Source organism: Thalassospira sp. HJ, assembly GCF_000948415.1.
In the GTDB taxonomy this organism is placed as follows: Bacteria; Pseudomonadota; Alphaproteobacteria; order Rhodospirillales; family Thalassospiraceae; genus Thalassospira.
Map to the genome: position 1 here is coordinate 99,148 of NZ_JYII01000015.1, position 20,451 is coordinate 119,598.

At 54.2% G+C, this 20,451-nt stretch carries 23 protein-coding genes; 8 read left to right on the plus strand and 15 right to left on the minus strand.

From position 1 onward, the window contains the following. Positions 1–5 precede the first annotated feature (5 nt). From UF64_RS13490 to UF64_RS13540, 11 genes are all read right to left on the minus strand, one after another. Positions 6–1,280, minus strand: a complete 1,275-nt coding sequence (locus UF64_RS13490) for an NAD(P)/FAD-dependent oxidoreductase (protein WP_044829135.1) — start codon at positions 1,278–1,280, stop codon at positions 6–8. A gap of 49 nt (positions 1,281–1,329) precedes the next feature. Next, positions 1,330–1,704, minus strand: a complete 375-nt coding sequence (locus UF64_RS19750) for a hypothetical protein (protein ID WP_161794621.1) — start codon at positions 1,702–1,704, stop codon at positions 1,330–1,332. 71 nt (positions 1,705–1,775) lie between these two features. Beyond that, entirely contained in the window at positions 1,776–2,882 is a 1,107-nt protein-coding gene (locus UF64_RS13500) for a c-type cytochrome (RefSeq protein ID WP_044829136.1), read from the minus strand. Further along, positions 2,866–4,161, minus strand: coding sequence for a sulfite dehydrogenase (soxC, locus tag UF64_RS13505; RefSeq protein ID WP_044829137.1), 1,296 nt, complete (start codon positions 4,159–4,161; stop codon positions 2,866–2,868). Before soxC ends, UF64_RS13500 begins: the two co-directional genes overlap by 17 nt. A 94-nt stretch (positions 4,162–4,255) precedes the next feature. Continuing rightward, positions 4,256–5,950: a thiosulfohydrolase SoxB gene (gene soxB / locus UF64_RS13510; protein ID WP_044829138.1), complete on the minus strand. Its 1,695-nt coding sequence runs from the start codon at positions 5,948–5,950 to the stop codon at positions 4,256–4,258. 119 nt (positions 5,951–6,069) lie between these two features. After that, on the minus strand, positions 6,070–6,930 hold the full coding sequence (gene soxA, locus UF64_RS13515; protein ID WP_152630692.1) for a sulfur oxidation c-type cytochrome SoxA: 861 nt from the start codon (positions 6,928–6,930) through the stop codon (positions 6,070–6,072). Between the two features lie 61 nt (positions 6,931–6,991). Beyond that, a complete protein-coding gene (soxZ, locus tag UF64_RS13520) occupies positions 6,992–7,318 on the minus strand; it encodes a thiosulfate oxidation carrier complex protein SoxZ (protein ID WP_044829140.1) in 327 nt (108 codons plus the stop codon). Positions 7,319–7,338: 20 nt separating this feature from the next. Next, positions 7,339–7,794 carry a thiosulfate oxidation carrier protein SoxY gene (gene soxY / locus UF64_RS13525; protein WP_044829141.1) on the minus strand — a complete coding sequence of 152 codons (456 nt, stop codon included), beginning with the start codon at positions 7,792–7,794 and terminating at the stop codon, positions 7,339–7,341. Positions 7,795–7,813: 19 nt separating this feature from the next. Next, complete coding sequence (gene soxX, locus UF64_RS13530; RefSeq protein WP_044829142.1) at positions 7,814–8,275, minus strand: sulfur oxidation c-type cytochrome SoxX; 462 nt, start codon at positions 8,273–8,275, stop codon at positions 7,814–7,816. Between the two features lie 196 nt (positions 8,276–8,471). Next, positions 8,472–9,089: a thioredoxin family protein gene (locus UF64_RS13535; protein ID WP_082049768.1), complete on the minus strand. Its 618-nt coding sequence runs from the start codon at positions 9,087–9,089 to the stop codon at positions 8,472–8,474. A 10-nt stretch (positions 9,090–9,099) separates the two neighbouring features. Continuing rightward, on the minus strand, positions 9,100–9,834 hold the full coding sequence (locus UF64_RS13540) for a cytochrome c biogenesis CcdA family protein (RefSeq protein ID WP_044829143.1): 735 nt from the start codon (positions 9,832–9,834) through the stop codon (positions 9,100–9,102). Between the two features lie 219 nt (positions 9,835–10,053). Here UF64_RS13540 and UF64_RS13545 point away from each other — a divergent pair, with 219 nt between their 5' ends. From UF64_RS13545 to UF64_RS13555, 3 genes are all read left to right on the plus strand, one after another. Next, positions 10,054–10,329 carry a transcriptional regulator gene (locus tag UF64_RS13545; protein WP_235285065.1) on the plus strand — a complete coding sequence of 92 codons (276 nt, stop codon included), beginning with the start codon at positions 10,054–10,056 and terminating at the stop codon, positions 10,327–10,329. Between the two features lie 112 nt (positions 10,330–10,441). Then, the gene (locus UF64_RS13550) at positions 10,442–10,804 is read left to right on the plus strand and encodes a helix-turn-helix transcriptional regulator (RefSeq protein WP_044829145.1); all 363 of its coding nucleotides are present in this window, start codon (positions 10,442–10,444) and stop codon (positions 10,802–10,804) included. Positions 10,805–10,914: 110 nt separating this feature from the next. Continuing rightward, positions 10,915–12,009: a YeeE/YedE family protein gene (locus tag UF64_RS13555; RefSeq protein WP_044829146.1), complete on the plus strand. Its 1,095-nt coding sequence runs from the start codon at positions 10,915–10,917 to the stop codon at positions 12,007–12,009. Between the two features lie 22 nt (positions 12,010–12,031). Here UF64_RS13555 and UF64_RS13560 read toward each other — a convergent pair whose 3' ends face one another. Both UF64_RS13560 and UF64_RS13565 read right to left on the minus strand, forming a co-directional pair. After that, positions 12,032–12,970: an MBL fold metallo-hydrolase gene (locus UF64_RS13560; protein ID WP_044829210.1), complete on the minus strand. Its 939-nt coding sequence runs from the start codon at positions 12,968–12,970 to the stop codon at positions 12,032–12,034. Between the two features lie 197 nt (positions 12,971–13,167). After that, positions 13,168–13,656: a MarR family winged helix-turn-helix transcriptional regulator gene (locus UF64_RS13565; RefSeq protein WP_044829147.1), complete on the minus strand. Its 489-nt coding sequence runs from the start codon at positions 13,654–13,656 to the stop codon at positions 13,168–13,170. A 323-nt stretch (positions 13,657–13,979) separates the two neighbouring features. Here UF64_RS13565 and ectA point away from each other — a divergent pair, with 323 nt between their 5' ends. The 5 genes from ectA to mazG all read left to right on the plus strand — a co-directional run bounded on the left by ectA (position 13,980) and on the right by mazG (position 18,990). After that, positions 13,980–14,528, plus strand: a complete 549-nt coding sequence (gene ectA / locus UF64_RS13570; protein ID WP_044829148.1) for a diaminobutyrate acetyltransferase — start codon at positions 13,980–13,982, stop codon at positions 14,526–14,528. 126 nt (positions 14,529–14,654) lie between these two features. Continuing rightward, positions 14,655–15,938 carry a diaminobutyrate--2-oxoglutarate transaminase gene (gene ectB, locus UF64_RS13575; protein WP_044829211.1) on the plus strand — a complete coding sequence of 428 codons (1,284 nt, stop codon included), beginning with the start codon at positions 14,655–14,657 and terminating at the stop codon, positions 15,936–15,938. Positions 15,939–16,004: 66 nt separating this feature from the next. Continuing rightward, the gene (locus tag UF64_RS13580) at positions 16,005–16,406 is read left to right on the plus strand and encodes an ectoine synthase (RefSeq protein ID WP_008891076.1); all 402 of its coding nucleotides are present in this window, start codon (positions 16,005–16,007) and stop codon (positions 16,404–16,406) included. Positions 16,407–16,489: 83 nt separating this feature from the next. Next, on the plus strand, positions 16,490–17,995 hold the full coding sequence (locus UF64_RS13585) for an aspartate kinase (RefSeq protein WP_044829149.1): 1,506 nt from the start codon (positions 16,490–16,492) through the stop codon (positions 17,993–17,995). A 170-nt stretch (positions 17,996–18,165) separates the two neighbouring features. Continuing rightward, positions 18,166–18,990 carry a nucleoside triphosphate pyrophosphohydrolase gene (mazG, locus tag UF64_RS13590; protein ID WP_044829150.1) on the plus strand — a complete coding sequence of 275 codons (825 nt, stop codon included), beginning with the start codon at positions 18,166–18,168 and terminating at the stop codon, positions 18,988–18,990. Between the two features lie 31 nt (positions 18,991–19,021). Here mazG and UF64_RS13595 read toward each other — a convergent pair whose 3' ends face one another. Continuing rightward, positions 19,022–19,513 carry a hypothetical protein gene (locus UF64_RS13595; protein WP_044829151.1) on the minus strand — a complete coding sequence of 164 codons (492 nt, stop codon included), beginning with the start codon at positions 19,511–19,513 and terminating at the stop codon, positions 19,022–19,024. A gap of 105 nt (positions 19,514–19,618) precedes the next feature. Next, positions 19,619–20,446 (minus strand): inositol monophosphatase family protein, encoded by an 828-nt coding sequence (locus UF64_RS13600; protein WP_082049771.1) that lies wholly within the window; start codon positions 20,444–20,446, stop codon positions 19,619–19,621. Positions 20,447–20,451: the final 5 nt, after the last annotated feature.

Genomic DNA, 20,451 nt, shown 5'->3' on the forward strand with positions numbered 1-20,451 from the left:
GCTGATCAGCCAAACATGTCCTTGGTAATTCCGTCATACCAGGCAACAGACTCTTCAAAGGTCTGCTTGCGGATATCGGCACTCTCATCGGGCTGACTGATAAAGGACGATGTGCTGGCGATTGCGCCATCAACATTGGCATATTGTGCGCCCACCTTGATGCCGTCATTGGTTTCAACAAGGCTCCAGCAGGTATTAAGGTAGCGCGCCGGAAAGACCCGCGCATCACTCAGGTCGCCCATCAGATGCATCACCACCACTTTCGCCTGACTGTTGGCAGCAGAACCAGACTTCGGCATCGCACCGGCAATCGACGCATCCCCGATAACAAAGATGTTTTCATCCCGTTTGGACCGCATGGTTTCGGCGTCCACCGGGCAGAAACCGCTGTCATCCGAAAGCCCCGCACTGATGGCAATACTTCCGGCCCGTTGGGCTGGAATGATGTTGAGCAACGCACCGCTAAAGGTATCAAAGTCGGTTTCAACAGTTCCCGCTTCAACATCCACCCCCTTGATCCCGCCATGGATATTGGGTCCATACCATTCGACCATGCCCGGATAGTATTTTTCCCATCCTGCGGTAAACAGCCCCTGTTTTGAAAACTTCTCCTTGGGGTCCAGAACGACGATGGTGCAGTCATTCAGCCCTCGCGATTTCAGGGTATGGGCGATCATGGAAACACGCTCATACGGTCCCGGTGGGCAACGATACGGATTGGGCGGCGCAACCATCACCACCTGATCTCCGTTTTTGAGGCCATCAATCTTTGATTTCAGCAACTGCGTCTGTGGCCCCGCCTGCCAGGCATGTGGGGCAATTTCCGCCAATTCCTTGGAATATCCAGGCACACTATCGAAAATCAGATCAATACCGGGCGACAGCACCAATCGGTCATAGGGGATGGTTTCCCCGGTTGAGGTGCGAACTGTCTGCGCAGTTCGGTCGATTTCTTCGGCCCGGGCAGTAATCTTGCGAATGCCATAATCATTGACCAATCGATCATAGCCATGGGTGATCGACGCAAAATCGCGATACCCACCCAGATACAGGTTGGAGAAGAAGCAGGTTGTGTATTTCTCGGAATCCTCGATCAGGGTGATGTTAATCGCACCCCCGGCCTTTTCCGCCAGATGGCGTGCGACCGTTGCACCGCCTGCACCGCCGCCGACAATCACGACATTCTTGCGTTCTTGCGCACGCAAAAGCCCCGGCATTGCCATGGCACTTGCCCCGGCGCCGAGCAACTTGTTGAACGTTCTCCTTGTGACACTGCTCATTTTCTTGTTCCTGATCCGTTGATTAATGACGTTTCACAAACTCCAGCCTCTAGTCCTTCGTCGAAAAGTAGGTTGCCAGCGCAGAAAGTTCCTCCATGCCAAGGCTCCCCATGATGGCCTGCATCACCGAATTGTCGCGCAGGCGGTATTTGTATTCCAGCATCGCCTCGACAAAATACTCGCGCGGCAGCCCATTGATCAATGGGATCGCATGGTTGGCTGAATGCTGCTGATGACATGTCACACATTCACTCGCCAGATACGCGCCGTATTCCGCGTCACCCGGAATTGCCAATACCTGCCCGATGGCCTCGCCCAGCGGCATATCGGGTATCGGCGGTTGCGCACCTGAGTCAGCAAACGAAAAGTGCGGGATCAAAAAGATCCCGCACGCTGCAAACAGCCAGATTTTATGGATACCCAACGCCCGAAAACCGCGCGCTGTCTTACTGTCGCCACCATCGGTTTCATGTGGTTTCCGATGACCAGTCCGCATTAATCAATGCCCCCGGCACCGCTTTCATCGTCGCCATCGGGCGTCACGTCCAGAATACGCGCCCGCATCACGATCTCGGCCGGACCATCACCACAGTTTTCCATGCAGGGTTCGACATTGGTCGCGAAGTTGGCCTCTTCCAGACGATCATCGGGATAGAAGTTTTCTTCGTTGGGCAAGGAAACCTCGCTAAAGGTTTCGTTGGACAGCTCGAAATCCTCGTCCGTAACAATATCGTTCAGATACAGCAGGTAAGCGGTGATTGCGTAAGTCTGATCCGCATCCAGCGACCGGGCATTGCCAAACGGCATCGCCCGATGGACATAGTCAAAAATCGTCGATGCAAATGGCCAGTATGACCCAATGGTTTTAACCGGACGATCCGCGGTCAGGGTATCATAACCGCCCGCCAGCACTGGCCAGCGTCCCTCACCCTCGCCAAACACGCCATGGCACACCGCGCAGTTCTCATCATACAGAACACCGCCATCGGCCACCGTGCCACTGCCAACCGGCAGCCCGACACCGTCCGGACGGACATCGATATCCCAAGCAGCCACCTCTTCCGGCAGTGCTTCACGGCCAAGGTGATAAACACCATGCTCCGGGATTACCGCATCTGCTGCGTTCGTCGCCGGTGCCTCGGCGGTTTCAGTAGGTTTGGTTTCGCCACCCTCGGCCGCTGCTGGTGCGGGTTCTGCTGCCGCCTGCTCTGCATTGGCCGAGAAAGTGGCGAGATAAGCAATCACATTAGCGATCTCATCATCCTTTTTCAGGCCGGCAAACGCCATGCGCGTGCCTTTGACGAAGTCGCGTGGTTTGGCTAGATATTGCGTCAGACTGTCATGATCCCAAACCAGACCTTCTTCGCCTGCTTTAACCATCGCGTTGGAATATTTAAAATCCTCATGCGATCCGGCAACCCGGCCAAAAATCTCGTTGAGCTCCGGGCCAACCTTGTTCTTGGCACCATCACCCACAGCATGACAGGCAGCACATTTGCGGAAAACCTTTTCGCCAGCATCGGCATCCTGCGCGCTGGCATTGGTTGCCCATGCTGCGCCAAGCAGAACGATGCTTGCGGTAAACTTAAGAAACTTCGACATTTTCCGCCTCTCCGTTCGACTTCAGATACCAGGTCTGGATACCGTTATTGTGATAGATCGAGTTGTCGCCGCGCGCCGCACGCAGGGCGTTCTTGGTCGGCTGGACATAGCCATGCTCATCAATCGCACGCGATTGCAGATAAAGCGGCGATCCATCCCAGTTGAATTCGTAATAGAACCGATGCAATGACCGGCTCAGGCTTGGCCCATCAATCCGGGCATGCTGCCAGTTACGCCCACCGTCAATCGACACATCAACGCGTTTGATCTTGCCGTGACCGGACCATGCAACACCGGTGATGATCGTATGACCGCGGCCATGCGTGATTGGCGCCTGCGGGCTTGGATTGGTGATGACGGATTTAACATCCATCGCCCAGGTAAAGCGACGCGCACGGCCATCCGGCATCAAATCGGTATATTTCGACGTCTCTTCACGCAGCTGCCATGGCTTGTCACCGACCTCGATCCGGCGCAGCCATTTTACCCACATATTTCCTTCCCAACCGGGGACGCACAAACGCACCGGATATCCTTGTTCCGGACGAAGCGCCTCGCCATTCATCTTGAAAGCAACAAGGCAATCATCAAGCGCCTTTTCAATCGGGATCGAACGACCCATGCCCGAAGCATCTGCACCTTCGGCCAGGATCCATTTCCCGGATGGTTTGACACCCGCTTCTTCGAGAAGCGTACGCAACCGAACGCCGGTATACATCACGTTATGGAGCATCCCGTGCGTGAACTGACAGCCATTAAGCTGCGCACCGCGCCACTCCATGCCGGAGTTCGCCGCACACTCAAGGAAATAAACCCGGTTTTCACGCGGGAACCGCATGAGATCCTGCATGGTAAAGACAAGCGGCTTGTCCACCAGACCATTGATCATCAGGCGATGCTCCGCCGGATCGACTTCGGCCACCCCGCTGTGATGGCGTTCAAAACACAGGCCATTCGGCGTGATGATTCCGTCAAGTTCATGAAGAGGCGTAAAGTTGATTGAGGATATCGGATCAGCCGTCAGCCAAGGCACATCACGACGCACAACATGAGCTTCAAACGGTGACGGCACGCCATAGGGGGCCGCATCCACGCCCGGACCGGAATACTGGTTCCAGTCCTTGAGTTCCGTAATCGCTGGGTCCGGTGTTCCGGCTGCCAACGCAGCACCACCACCGATTGCGGCAACAGCCGCACCACCGGCTGCTGTCAGCCCACCCTGAAGAAAACTGCGCCGGCTTGGCACAAAATTCTTATCTTTTTCTGGTTGTTGGGACATGGCTCTTTGTGTCCTCCCTACATATTCCAAATTTTATATATATTGAGGCGAAAAATGCCCCGCCCGGTCATTTGAACCGGCCAGGTACTTTCACCTAGTTCATTCCAATCACCTTCACGGTGTCATTGCGTGGAATATCAATGACCTTGTGACGGGTGACGTAGTTTTCCATCAGATCGTAGACCGCGGGTCCTTCAACGCCTTCGTTGACAGATGCCCAACCGGCGACAACGTAGCTGCGGTCGGCTTCAATTGCTTCGCCGGTCTTGATCACGGTCATGTTCGAAATACGGTTGCCGATGCTTTCCTTGGGCGCACAGCTATAGGCCATGCCACCAACCCGGACCATGTCACCACCCTGCTGGAAGAACGGATCCTTGTTAAACAGGTTGTCACAAACGTCTTCGAGGATTTCCTTGATCTGCGTACCGGTGAATTCCAGTCGGTACACCGACGGGTAATTCATGCTGGTCTGGTTATAGAGATCATCGACCGTGATATCGTCACCCGGAAGCAACGTCGTGCCCCAGCGGAAGCCCGGACTAAATGCCAGTTCGGCATCGCGTTCTTCCATGATCCCCTGACAAATAAGGTCATCCCAGGTGCCATTGAAATTACCGCGGCGATACAGCAGACCGGATGTCTTGCCCAGAACGCGATTGCATTCATCCTCGTAAGGTGCACGGACCTCGTCGATCTTGGCGGCCATCTCCGGATCGGGATCAATCACATCCGAGAAAACCGGAATAAGTGATGAATTATAATCCGTTACGCGCCCATCCTTAACTTCAAGATCAACACGGCCCAGATATTTGCCATGCGATCCTGACGACAAAAGCAAGGTCTTGCCGATCTTGATCGCTTCGGGCACGGCGTCATGGGTGTGGCCGGTCAGGATCACATCAATGCCGTTCACAACGGTTGCCAGTTTCTGGTCAACGTCAAATCCGTTATGCGACAACAGGACCACAACAGCGGCCCCCGCCTCGCGTGCGGCATCGACATTGGCCTGAATGACTTCGGGGCGAATACCAAACGACCAGTTCGGGATCATCCAGCGCGGGTTGGCAATCGGGGTATAAGGCATCGCCTGCCCGATCACCGCCACCTTGTGTCCGCCGGTTTCATAGAACGCGGTATGTTCGAAAACCGGTTCATCCCATTCCGTGTCAAAGACGTTGCTGGCCAGGAACGGATAGCCGAGATCCTCGACGATCTCCTTGACCCGGTCCTCGCCAAAGGTGAATTCCCAATGGCCAACCATTGCATCGGGCTTGAGCAGCTTCATGCAATCCACCATGTCCTGCCCGTTGGTCTTAAGCGACGTATAAGACCCCTGCCAGGTATCGCCACCATCAAGGAACAGAACATTGCCATCCCCGCGTTCCGCCCGGATTGCCTTGACCAAGGTCGCCGTGCGATCCAGACCACCAAGGCGGCCATAAGTCCGCGCCATATCGACGTAATCGACCATGGTGTGGGCATAGGCCAGCGGGCTACCGCGCTTGATACCGAAATGAGACAGGAATTCTTCACCAACCAGATGCGGCGGAATGCCTTCAAACGCGCCGACACCATAGTTTTCCGATGGTGGACGGAAATAGACCGGCTTTAACTGGGCGTGAACATCTGTGAAATGCAAAAGCGTGATGGTGCCTTTGCTATCAAATTTCAAAAGATCGTCCTGGGTCAGACGCTGTTGGGCAGCCACACGGGTCAAATTGCCCATATAGCCGGTCGCTGCGGTGGTCACAGCAGCCCATTGCAAAAATTGACGGCGCGAAAACATTTATTGGTGGCCTCCGGGCAATATTCACCTGTTCGGCAGCACGGCCGAGGCATTTAAAGGAAAAAAGGCGGGGCAACCGGGAGGATAAACCAATCACCCCTTTAGTAACTTGCTTGGCCTTATTGGCGAACCGCTGGTGTCTCAACAGACAGGCCGGTCCCGCGCCAGGTCACATAGACCTCAAGCGCCATCAGTTCGTCAGAAAACGCCGCAGGGAATTCCGCACGGGTATCACGGATACAACCGCGGAAACGGTTATGTAGTGACACCAAGCTGGCCTGCTTCAGGCGATAGGTCGGGAACCCGTTCACATTGCCCTGACTGAGATGGTCGGCACGAATGTAGTTGCCGTTATTCTGTTCATGACAGGACGCACAAGACAGATTGAGCTGACCGGTCCGGGTGTAATAAAGCTCATTCCCGCGATCCCACCAGCTTTGCATGTGGCCTTCGGCAAGATCGATCGCGACCGGCGTTCCCAAAGACTGATGTTTGACATAGGCCGTCAGCGCCTTTTGCTCACGGGCATCAAACTTGTAGGCCTCAGCCCCCATTTCCTCGGTGCGGCACTTGTTGATCTGAAGTTCCACATTGATCGGACGGTTGGATGCTTCATCCCATTTCGGGAAGCGCGCCCCGACACCGGCCATGCTTTCCTCGGCATCTCCGTGACAGGACGCACAGGACTTCCCGGCCGTTCCGTCAACCGTATTCCAAAGATCGGCACCATCCTGCACTTCAAGCATTCCGGGGTTTTCAAAGGTATCGGTTTCCAGCATCCGCGTTTCGTCGGTGCGGTACAACCAGCCTGACAGCACCTCGTCAAGTGGATGCCCCTCTGGCGGTGCAGCCCGGGTGATCATCTGGATTTCGCCGTCAATGACGAGTTCATCGTCAACCGGCCCACCGGCAAAGGCGACCCCCGGCACAAGTGCGGTCATGGCAACCGCGGCAGCTTTGGCTATGATTTGGTTTCTCAAGACATTCCCTCCCGATACAGTGGCGGGCCCGTGATCACCTGACCAACGGACCCGTCCCGAATCATTTTATGGCGATCTTGTTTTCAGTCTCGTAGACAGAACCGTCATCATCCAACCAGCTGAACTTGAATGTTCCCGCTTCGGTGACCTTGGCGGAAAACTCGATATAGGGGTTGGCGGAAATTGCCGGCTCGAGTTCACAGGAAAACACCGGCTTGCCGTTGAATTCACATGTGAACTTGTTGATGATCTGGCGCGGGATGAGATTGCCATCCTTGCCCTTGCGCAAACCTGATTCCATCGGATGGTTGATCAGGGTCTTGATGGTGATGACCTCACCAGCCGATGCGGATTTCGGCACTTTTACACGCGGCTTGATATTATCCATTTGACTTGCTCCCGATCCGATCAGCCGCCGCAACCACCGATGGTCACTTTGACTTCTTTTTTATCCATGAAAACCTTCCCTTTGTTGGTCTTGGCGACAGCAACCACATTCTGGGTTTTCGCAAGACGCATGCGGGTTTTCGCTTCTGCTACACCGCTCATCGGCGTGAAGTGGAAGACAGCGACATCCGGGTTGGGGTTGCCTTCGGCATAGATGACAACCGATTCAACATAGTCGTCATCGGTCATCGGGCTTGCGACAGAAACCTCCACCGGGACGGTGTTACCGTTTTCGGCAATTTCCGGCGTGTTTAATGTCAGGTCGCCGCCCATCGCGGGTTCTTTACCACCGGCAAAGTTTTTGATGCTTTCGGCTGTGGCTTCCGGCGTGGCAGAGGCGGACAGCGAGAAGCCGAACACTCCGGCTGCAGCTGCACCGACCGATGCGCAAAGCATTTGGCGTCGTGTGAGATTCATCTTGGTTCCTCGGTGGTTGTTATTCTTTGAGCGTCGTCAGATAGGCCACGACATCTTCAACTTCCTGGGCTGTCAGGATTGTTTTGCCGACCAGATCCTCGCGGACATCAACACCGACATTCAGCGAATAGAAGCCCGGCATCACGGTCTCTTCAGAGAAGACCTCTTTGGCGTCGGCAACAATTGCGCGAAGTTCGCCTTCGCTCCAGCGATCAGCAGCACCGTCAAGGGGCGGCCCCACTTCGCCGTGGAACAGCTGTTCGATTTGTTCTTTGACGGCATGACACGCCAGACAATTGCCAAGGCTGCGATTGGCAAAGACCTTGCGCCCGTTTTCCGGGTCCCCCGGCTGGCTGGTCAGTGGCTGGGATACAGACATGTCATCGAATTTGACATCGGCGGGTGCAAGTTCATCAGCTGCGGCAAGGGCCGGAAGGCCAACGATCAGGCACGCAAGAAAGGCTCTTGGTTTCCAAGACATGGCGTTGTGTTTCCTCCTGTGACGATGTCCCTGCCCTCTGTGTGGCATATGAACATCCCCGGTCTGACATGTGGCTGCTCTAACGGCGCCTTTATTTCAAGTTATTCAAACTCAACTTTTAATTCAACACATAAATATGATATTTTTAATGTGTTATGTGCTGAATTATGATTTTTCAAGGCGCTCCGGGCGTTTTCTACTGCCCTAAACGGCCTTCTTCCTGAAGCTGTCGGATGATGCGGGCATGGTATTTCTGGAAGTGCTCGTCAGTCTCATAGCCCTTCTCATTTACCCAGCGAAACATGTTCAGGAACGTCCATTTGCCAAACGCCCCGGGCATGGTCGCAACCGCTGCTTCCGCTGCACTTTTGCCGTCTTCAGGCGCTTCTTCCGGCAGGAAAACAATGGTCGGGGTAAAGACATATCCCCATTTGCGCGCGGCGGTCTTTTCGCTCAGCACGTCGCCATCCAGATCAATGACTTCTTCGTCGCCAAACATGTTGTACTGAACAACCTTGAAGTTCTCCTTGATGTAGTCCGATACCTCCGGATCACTCAGAAGATCGGTATGCATCTTGGCGCAATAGATGCAGCCGCGCTGCTCAAAGATCATCACAAGACGTTTGTTTTCATCACGCGCGGCCGCAATATCGTCGGCGATGTCACGAAAGGTGATCGAAAACCAGTCCTGCTTGTGCAAACCGTCTTCGCCGACCGGGGCTGCTTCCGATCCTTGCGGCCAAGCGACCAACAGCAATCCGGCAACCAGGTATTTCGCCAAAGGCACTCCACGCAACAGATGACGCATATTCATGACGCAACTCCTATCCGAGGGTCGAAAGCGAAGGGAAAGTATCAAGCAACCACTGGGCGATGGCAGACATCTGTCCGGTCATGAACAGAACACCTGTCAGCACAAGCAACAGCCCCATCGCCCGTTCAACATTGTGCATGTGACGTTTGAATTTCCGCGACCAGCCAACGAATTGCCCGGCAAACAGCCCCGCCAACGCAAAGGGCAAGCCGATGCCAAGCGAATAGACCGCCAGCAACCCTGCCCCGCGCAAGGCCGTGCTTTCTGCCCCGGCAACAAACAGGATCGCGGCCAGTGCCGGCCCGACACAAGGCGTCCAGCCAAAGGCAAAGGCAAGCCCCATCACATAGGCCCCGACCAGCCCCGCAGGCTTGTTCGCGACATTGATCCGCGCATCACGATACAAAAGCGATATCCGGAAAACGCCCATGAAATGCAGGCCCATGATGGCAATCATGATCCCGGCAATGATCGATAAAATGTCGAAATAGCTGGCCAGCGACTGGCCAATGACGCTTGCCGTCGCGCCAAGTGCGACGAAAATCGTGCTAAAGCCCGCGACGAATGCCAGTGCGGTAAAGAATACCTGACGTGACTTCGCACTCGCGACCGTACGATCATCAAGATCCGCAACACTAACCCCGGCCAGATAGGCAAGGTATGGCGGGACAATCGGCAAAACACATGGCGTAAAGAACGACAGCACCCCCGCAAGGAAGGCTGCGCCGAAACCGATATCAAGCAATGCATGTTCCTCCCGGCGCTGTGGGTAGCTGATTTTGCAATTTGTTTATCAGCGCCTTTTCAAAGCATAGTCTTTTTCATATATATAATTCAATCACAAGTTTCTGTAGAATTTAAACACATGAAAAAACCGCACATTCCCGGTCTATTCCGACTTGCTTTAACCATACTTTTGGCATCCCAGATCGGGATGGGATCGGCGCTTGCGACCGAATTACTGATGCTTGAACAAAAGGGATGTGCATGGTGTGTGCGCTGGCATCAGGAGATCGGCGAAGCCTACCCCAACACCGATCAGGGCAAGCTGGCCCCTCTTCGTCGGGTTGATATCCATGACTGGCCCGAAGACCTTGACCACATCGCGCGCGAACGTGTTACACCGACATTCGTGTTGATCAGCAACAATCAGGAAGTCGCTCGGCTTCGCGGCTATCCCGGCGATCATTTTTTCTGGCCCATGCTTGATGACATGCTCTCACAATTGCCGAACGATTAGGAAAACTGTATATTCGGTTTGAAGCACAGCTTCGGATCGTGTATTGACCTAGATGTCCGTATAGTTTGGACATTAACGGCTTTGGCCCCACAACCAATGAGCACAGCAAACGATGGCCCTACCACGTTTCAAGCAAGACATGGACTCGACCGAAGCCGAAGCTCTCCTCAAACAGGCGCGCAAGGCCAGCGAAATGCTCAAGGCGCTGTCGCATGAGACCCGCTTGCTGATCCTGTGCATCCTGCAGGAAGGCGAAAAATCGGTATCCGATCTCGAAGAAATCCTGTCCATGCCGCAAGCCGTTGTTTCCCAGCAACTCGCAAGGCTTCGCATTGATGGTCTGGTCTCGGCCCGACGTGATGGTCGCATGATCTATTACCGCATTGTCGACACCGAAATGGCGACGATCATTGGCACGCTTTATGACCTGTTCTGTGCCCCGGTCCGCGAAGACGAAAAAGCTGCTGCCGAATAAGTGGCAACCGCTGATCGAAAAGCTCTCTTGAATTAGAACAAAAAAAACGTCACGATTCCGCCAGCGCCTTGGCAAAAAATTACAATCAACAAGGCGGGAGGAAAAACGTCATGCTGGGTTTGGATAATCCCTGGGCCCTGCCGCTTGCCGGTATCTTGACCGGGATTGTGGTGGGATTTGTCGCACGCCGACAACATTTCTGCACGATGGCAGCCCTTGAACGCTATTGGTTTGCCGCCAACAGCATCGGTCTGCGTGCCTGGGTTTTGGCGGCGATCACCGCCCTGCTCTGCACCCAAACATTTGTCGCCCTTGGCGTGATCAATCTTTCCAACAGTTTTTACATCACCCCGACTCTGCCAATTGCTGGCAGCATTCTGGGCGGATTGATGTTTGGTTTTGGCATGGCCTTTGTCGGTACCTGCGGCTTTGGCGCCATCATTCGTCTGGGCGGTGGCAATTTGCGCGCACTGGTGGTCCTGACCGGCATCGGGCTTGCCGCCATTGCTGCATTGCGCGGGGTAACCGGCCATTTTCGCGTCTGGTTCCTTGACCCGCTGTCGATTGAGTTCACCTCTGCCGGGTCTCAATCCATCGGTGCAATCCTGTCGCATGCAAGCGGTGTTGATTTGCACTATCCGATTGCCTTGCTAGCCAGCGCTGTCGGGCTTTGGTGGGTGTTTCGCAGTTCCGATTTCCGCGCTGAACGGGCAAAGGCGCTTGGCGCCATTGTGATCGGGGCCTGCATTTCGCTTGGCTGGGTCTGGACGACGACATTTGCGCAATATCGTTTCGTTGAAACCCAGATCGAAGCAGGGTCCTTCGTCACCCCGGTCGGCGATACCATCATGCAGATCATTACCGTCACCGGTATCCTGCCCGATTACGGGGTTGGTCTGGTGATCGGGGTGTTTCTTGGCGCGGCACTGGCGGCCTGGAAAAGCAACGATTTGCGTTGGGAAGCCTGCGACGATGCCCGCGAATTGGGGCGCCATCTGCTGGGTGCGTTCTTGATGGGTACGGGTGGCGTTTTTGCCCTTGGCTGCACCATCGGCCAAGGGGTTAGTGCCTTTTCCACGCTGGCGATCTCATCGCCGATTGTCATGATCTCGATCGCCATCGGCGCGCGTGTGGGTCTTGGCGTCTTGCTTGAAGGATCACCGTTCGGCTTCCTGCGCGCGATCTCTCTGCGCAAACACGGCTAACCAAGACCCGAAAGCCAATCCATCATCCGGCCGCGACGAACCGGTACGCTGAACCATCCCGCTCGACCATGCCCAATCCGGGATGTGGCATATGGAAACCAATAATCCGCGATCCATCTGTTGCCAGGCGATCGAGCAGCATCTTGCGTGTGGCGATGCCTTTCTCGGCATCCTGATCCGACCCGCTTGGCCATTCGGGATGCGCCAGCGATACCGCCACATTGGTAATGGCATCCCCGACAACTAGCGCACTGTTTGATCCGTCATGGATCATGAAGGACGTGTGCCCGGGTGTATGACCGGCGGTATCGACGGCCTCGACGCCTGATACCACTTCGGCACCATATTCGAACAACTCGATACGGTCTTCGAGGAACGCCATACGGTTGCGCGCCCCGACAACAAAGCTTTTGCGCGCTTCTGGCGTTTTCTCAAGCGTATCCTCAGCCTGCCAGTATTCCCACTCGACCCGGTTCATGTGATAGCGCGCATCAGCAAAGATCAGCTCATCGAAATCATCGATAAGCCCCCACAGATGATCGGGATGGGCGTGGGTAAACACAATATCGGTGATTTCATCCGGGCTGACGCCAGCCGCATCAATATTGTCCATCAGCTTGCCTGCTGTTGGCATGAAATTGGGGCCCGCACCGACATCAAACATCACCACCCGGTCGCCATGGCGCAACACTGTGATATTGCAATCAGGCAACAACGCATCGGTCGATTGGCCCGCAGCTTTCAGAAAGGCAACAAGTTCATCCTGGGCCACGTCGGGAAAGGCAAATGATAGCGGTAACATCAGATTACCATCCGAGATTACCGTGATGTCAGACGCCCCAAGTTTCAGGGATCCAAGCGCCCATGCAGCTCCGGGAAACATCCCGGCCGCCCCCATGCCTGCCAGCGCCAGCGAAGATTTCAGAACATCGCGACGCGACCAAAAATCGTTTCCAGACATTGCATCCTCCACATATATGTTTTTTTGAATGAATGCACTCATGGTTGATTTGGTCAACCTAAAAACACACTGTGTGGAAACATGCGCATGCCAAACGGACCGGATATTTCATCAACACTCGGCCGTCGTGACGATGTTTCGCCTTCGGATTTCTTTTTAATTGCAGTGCTTTGGCCGAAACTTCAAAAGCGCTGACTTCAGCGGCGATCTATCACCCGTTCGACAATCACATCGTGATCAAGAACCGGGGCAACATCGATGTCACTGGCATCCATCATGCCCGAAACACGCTGAAGGGCTGCAATCAAAAATGTCTGCTCCCATTCCTCGAGACCGTTGAAATTCTCGGAGAAACGGTCATGAAGCGCCATCGGCGCACGATCCAGAATAGCCCTGCCCTGATCAGTCAATCGCACAAAGACTTTGCGTTTGTCACTGTCCCCACGCTCACGCGTGACAAGCTCCATAGCCTGCAACTTGTCGACAAGGGCGGTGGTTGAAGCCTGGGCCAGATTGACTTTGGCCGCGATCTGGCCAACCGTCATCTCGCCGAATTCCTCCAGTGACTGCAAAACAAGAAGCTGGGACGTTTTCAGTCCGGTAATCTTGCCAAGCTTTTTGGCGTGGATATCACTCGCGCGCAAAATACGGCGGATCGAGATCAACGCTTCATGCAATTTATCCATTGTTATTTTCCGGGCATCTTCTGTTTCCTGTAGCAAACGCTGTTTTAGCCGCAGACCTCGGGCTGCGCAACGCTTTAAGACACTTTTATATCGAATTCCGATTATTTATTCCATCGATATTCGCTTCATTGAGGAAACAATATTTCATCGAAAGAATACTATCCTCATCGAAGGACGATCTATCATTGTCTTGTTTATTTTCAATACATTACCTTATTTCACAGGAAAGTCACATAGAAAGGGTTGATCCATTTCCATCGTTGTTCTATACATCTCTCGCGACATAAATGATCGTGTATCGAAATAACAGAGCAGGCAGACCGATGAAAATTGCCAACACAAACGGCAATACCGGCCAGAAAGCCAACCTGATTATCCGAAAACCCAAGGCCACAGACGGCGCTGCGGTAAACAACCTTATCGCCGACTGCAAGCCGCTGGATGAAAACTCGATGTATTGCAATCTGCTGCAGTGCTCGCACTTCGCGGACACATGCGCGATTGCCGAACTGAATGACGAAGCTGTCGGCTTCGTTTCGGGTTACATCGTTCCTGATAAACCTGAACAGCTTTTCATCTGGCAGGTTGCCGTTTCGCCGAAGGCCCGTGGCCTGCGTCTGGCGAAGCGCCTGATCCTTGATATTCTGGATCGTCCGTCCTGCCATGACGTCTCGCAGCTGAACACGACGATCACCTCGACGAACGCACCGTCGCAGGGTGTCTTCCGTTCTGTTGCACGCGAACTGGGTGCTGACGTCAAACGCAAGGTCCAGTTCGAACGCGAAACGCACTTTGAAGGCGCCGCTGCCAGCGAAATTCTGTGGCAGATCGGTCCGTTCGAGCGCGAAGACGTCGAACGCGTCGCCGCCTAAGCCGGCTGACCAACTTTTCCCACCTTTCATGCGCGAAATGGCACGGCCATTTTTGGAACATCCGGCAGGCCGGCACGTTTGGCATGACAGGTGGACTTGATTTTTCCCAATATGAAAGAGGGAACCATGACTGTATTTGATCGCCTTGAATCGGAAGTTCAGAGCTATGCACGCTCCTTCCCCGTAACCTTTGAAAAGGCAGAAGGCGCCTGGCTGACTGATGATAACGGCAACCGTTATCTTGATTTCCTTGCCGGTGCCGGCAGCCTGAACTATGGCCACAACCATCCTGTCCTGCAGAAAAAGCTGATTGATTACATCAAATCAAACGGCGTGACCCACGGCCTGGACATGCACACCAAGGCCAAGGCAGCCTTCCTTGAAGCGCTTGAAAGCAAAATCTTCAAGCCGCGCGACATGGAATACAAGGTTCAGTTTACCGGCCCGACCGGCACCAACGCCGTCGAAGCCGCTCTTAAGCTGGCCCGCCGCGTCAAAGGCCGTGAAACCGTGATTTCATTCACCAACGGTTTCCATGGTTGCACCCTGGGTTCGCTTGCCATCACCGGCAACGAACACCACCGTGGCGCTGCTGGCGTATCGCTTGATAACGCTGTTGCCGTCCCGTTTGACGGTTACATGGGAGATGGTGCCGATACCACCGAATATCTGGACCGTGTCCTTTCGGACAACTCCAGTGGTATTGCCCTGCCGGCCGCGGTCATCGTTGAAACCCTTCAGGGTGAAGGTGGCCTGAATGCAGCTGATTTCGGCTGGCTCAAGAACCTCGAGAAGGTCTGCCGCAAGCACGACATCCTTCTGATTGTTGATGACATTCAGGCAGGTTGTGGTCGTACCGGTACGTTCTTCAGCTTCGAGCCCGCAGGCATCAAGCCTGACATGATCACTCTGTCGAAATCGCTTTCGGCTTACGGTCTTCCGCTTGCTGTTCTGCTGATGAAGCCGGAACTTGATGTCTGGCATCCGGGTGAACATAACGGCACCTTCCGTGGTAACAACCACGCCTTTGTCACTGCCGCAGCGGCCCTTGAGCACTTCTGGTCCGATGACAAGTTTGCCGCCGATGTTCGCGACAAGGCTGCGTTCCTTGAAACGCGCCTGACGGAGATCGTTGATCGTTATGGCGATGGCAAACTCTATCGCAAAGGCCGCGGCCTGATGCAGGGTATCTGCTTTGAAAGTGGCGAACTGGCATCCAAGGTCACCAAGGAATGCTTCAAGCATAACCTTGTGATCGAAACCAGTGGCCCGGAAGATGAAGTGGTCAAATGTCTTGTCCCGCTGATCATCTCCAAGCAGGATCTTGCACATGGTCTGGAGATCCTTGAACTGGCAACCGCCAAAGCCATGGGCAAGGAAGTCTCCCCGGCCAAAGCAGCCGCAGAGTAACAAAAGTTGGGGCGGCGCCATGTGTGCCGCCCTGCCCCACAACTTAATTAGATCAAAGAGTTAAAAATGATTGTTCGTACTTTGAAAGAATGTGAAGCATCCGGTCGCCGCGTGGTTTCGGATAATTGGGAAAGCACCCGTCTGTCGCTTGCCGAAGATGGTATGGGCTTCTCGTTCCACATCACCACCATTTATGCCGGCACCGAAACCGAGATCTGCTACGCCAACCATTTTGAAACGGTGTACTGCATTTCGGGCAACGGCGAAGTTGAAACCATCGCCGATGGCAAGAAATACAAGATCGAGCCGGGCACGGTTTACATCCTCGACAAACATGACCGTCACTATCTGCGTGGCGGCACCGAGGACATGGTTGTGGCTTGTGCCTTCAACCCGCCGCTTAATGGTCGCGAAGTCCATGACGAAAACGGCGTCTACCCGCTCGATGGCGAAGCTCTCGCCAGCTAAACATTTCGGTCGGGGCGGCCAGTCAATGACCGCCCCGAACACTGAGCATATTTTTTAAAGGAAACGCCCCTAAAGGAGGCAACATGCTTTCAGCCCAGAAAAATAAGGACGCTGGGCATAGCGTTCACAAGATCGGTGGTACGTCGATGACCCAGGTTGATGCGGTCATGGACAACATTCTGGTCGGCAATCGCAAAGAAGACGAACTTTATAACCGTGTCTTTGTCGTTTCGGCATATGGCGGCTTTACCGACCTTCTGCTTGAAAACAAAAAGACCGGCGAAGCAGGCGTCTATCAGCTTTACGCCGGTTCGGAAACCGATTGGGCTTGGGGCGATGCCCTGACCAAAGTTTCCGAAAAAATGTGCGCGATTAACGAAGAAATCTTTGGCGACGCACCGGAACTGAAACTGGCCAATGCCTTTGTGCAGGAACGCATCGAAGGCACGCGCAGTTGCCTGATGGACCTTCATCGCCTGTGCAGCTTCGGTCATTTCAAGCTCGAAAAGCACCTTCTGACCGTGCGCGAAATGCTTTCGGCCATTGGTGAAGCCCACAGTGCGCATAACACCATGCTGCTGCTGCGCGCCAAGGGCGTGAATGCCGTATTCGCCGACCTTTCGGGCTGGCGCGAGCCAGAGGCATCCACCCTTGATGGTCGCATCAACAAGGTCTTTGAAGACATCGACCTTTCAAGCCAGCTTGCGATTGCAACGGGTTACGCCCAGTGCAGCGAAGGTTTGATGAGCATCTATGGTCGTGGCTACAGTGAAGTGACCTTCTCGCGTATTGCCTGCCTGACCCAGGCGCGCGAAGCGATCATTCACAAGGAATTCCACCTCTCGAGTGCCGATCCGCGCATCGTTGGTGAAGATGCCGTACGTCCGATTGGCCGCACCAGCTATGACGTTGCTGATCAGCTGTCTAACATGGGGATGGAAGCCATCCACCCGCGCGCAGCCAAGGGTCTTCGTCAGAACGACATTCCGCTTCGGATTGCCAACACCTTTGAACCGGAACATCCGGGTACGGTGATTGACGATCATTGGGAACCGGAAAACAGCCGTGTTGAAATCGTGACCGGCGTTCCGACCGCGTTCGAGATTGAAGTCTTCAATCAGGACATGGTTGGTGTTCCAGGTGGCGAGGAAGCGCTCCTGAACGTTCTGAAACGTTACAAGGTTCCGACCGTCACCAAGAACCTGAATGCCAATACGATCACGCATTATGTTGCGGCACCGCTCAAGCAGATCCGCCGCTGCGTTGACGAGATCGAGGCAAACCAGCCCGAGGCAACCGTTCAGACCCGCAAGGTCGCGATTGTGTCGGTCATCGGTGCCAATATCGAACAGCCGGGTCTGTTTGCCCGTGCGGTATCGATCCTTGATGATGCCGGTGTTGAACTGGTGGCATCCCACTATCCGAGCCGCCGCGTTGATCTGCAGTTTGTTGTTGCCGAAGGTGACTTCAACAAGGCAATCGTTGCCCTGCATCGCGGCCTCGTCGAAGGTAAAAAAGAGAGTGGCGCATCATCGAAGAAAACCAACGATGACAGCGCTACCACACAGGAAAAGCTCAAGGCCGCATAAGCCAACCACAGCCATTGGGCATCCTAACATCACAGCAAAACCCGCAAGCGCCATTCCGGCCTTGCGGGTTTTGTTTTGCCTGCATCATCTGCTTGTCAGTTGTGGTGCAGCGCGATAGGACTTAAAGAAGCAAACAGGGCAAAACCAACAAAGCAGACGGGACATTCACCATGACCACGCATAACAGCAAAGCCATCAACGAACTTCTCGACGTCATGGCAAAGCTGCGCAACCCCGATGGCGGTTGCCCGTGGGATCTGGAACAGGATTTCTCGACCATTGCCCCTTACACCATCGAAGAAGCCTACGAAGTCGCCGACGCCATTGCCGATAACGACATGCCCGAGCTCTGTAACGAGCTGGGCGATCTTCTTCTTCAGGTCGTGTTTCATGCCCAGATGGCCAAGGAAGCCGGCCATTTCGAATTCGAAGACGTCGCCAACAGCATCGTTTCAAAAATGATCAGTCGCCATCCGCACGTGTTTGGCGATGGCGATGCCACCACGACCGATGGCGTCAATCAGACCTGGGAAAAGATCAAGGCTGCCGAACGCGCCCGCAAGGCCGAGGACAAAGGCCACGAACGCCACAGCGCCCTTGATGGCGTGGCAAGCGCCCTGCCCGCATTGATGCGCGCTGAAAAACTAACCAAACGGGCCGCCCGCGTTGGCTTTGACTGGCCCAGCACCGATGAGGTCTTTGACAAGCTTCACGAGGAAATTGACGAGCTTAAAGCCGAAATGACCGAAAACCCCGATCCGGCACGTTTGCAGGATGAATTGGGCGATATGCTGTTTGTCATGGCCAATCTGGCCCGCAAGATCGGTGTTGATCCAGAAGTGGCGCTGCGCGGTGCGAACCATAAATTCACCAAGCGGTTCCATTTCATCGAAGATGAACTGGCCCGAGACGGCCGAACGGCTGCGGACTCAGACCTCGCTGAAATGGATAGTCTCTGGAACCTGGCAAAAAAGACCGAACGGGGTCAGCTGTGATCACGCTCAGGTAAACAGCGGCATCAGGGTCTCATTTATCTCGCGAAAACGACAACGCAGGCCAAATGTACTGCACCTCGTCGTCTTTCCCAGAGCAGCAAAAAACCAGATTTTCACCCTGTACCGCCTCAGATGCTATTTCGTCGAAATTGCGTTCAACAGCTCTGATAATAGCTAGTGCGAAATTTTTATAATTCTTTGGTTTGGCAATCGGGTTCCAGGCCAAATTCCAAAGGACAAAGTCACCAAGAGATAGGCTTCTTCCAGCAACCGCCCCTCTCCCAAACAAACCTGCAGCCTCAATATCACCGGCCCTATAACATCTTAAGAATTGATCGGCTGACCATTTTTTGGTCTTAAGGAGCGTTTTTTGCGAGTTCTGAAAATCATCGATACAAACTGATATCGCACTATCTTCATGAGAATAGTAAAAAGCGAAGGTATAGATTTTGATATTCTTCGACTTTGCTATACGCACAGATTGCTTGATCATCTGATTAAATAGACTGTCATAAACACTCATATGTGCACTCCCGATATTTACCCAGAGCTCCGGCTGGTTTGTGTTTGATGTGATACAAAATCACAAGATTTTTGAGCTCCGAGAATTTCTGGCTTTCCGCCAAAATCAATTAGGAAATAGCGGCATCAGGATTTCATTGATCTCGGCCCAGAGTTCCTCGGAACTCGCACACAAAAGGCCTGCTGCCGTGGTATTGGCGTTATATTCGTTGTCCTTGTCCGCGGTGATATAGCGCGCATAACCGCCCGCTTCGCGGACCAGCAACGTCCCCGGCGCATGGTCCCAGGGTTTCAGCGTGCGATAGGCACAGAAATCAAACGCACCACGCGCCATTTCCTCGTACTCCGCCCCGCAGCATGAGTAATGCGCCACATCGGCAAAGAAATCGAGATGGCCGTAATGCTTGCGGATGCGATCGCGGGCATATGAAATCAAAAAGCCTTTGGCATCTGATGCCTTGGTGATGTTGGATCGCACCGAAACCGCCTGATCCTGATAGCGCGTGCCAGACCCAAGTTCCGCAACAGTTGCCGCCCCTTCAATCGGATCGACAATCCAAGCGGCAACGGTTTCACCGCCAGCATAAAGCCCGACCATGCAGCGAAATGGCTGTCTGTGATGGGCGAAGTTCTTCGTGCCATCGACCGGATCAATGATCCAGAACGGGTCATCGGCGGCGAACACGCGATCTTGGAGGCTCGGGTCTTCGTGCGCGGCCTCTTCACCCAGCGCACGGCTTCCGGGCAGAAGGTCGGTCAGACGACGGGTCAGAACCCGTTCGGCCTCGGTATCAGCGATGGTAACAAGATCCATGGCATGGGTCTTGGTGTCGATATCGGCATCATCAAGCTGGCCGAAACGCGGGGCGATCTCTTGCGCCGACACTTCCCGGATGATTTCAGTCACCTTGTCCATATCGACTTTAATCGCCACGCGCT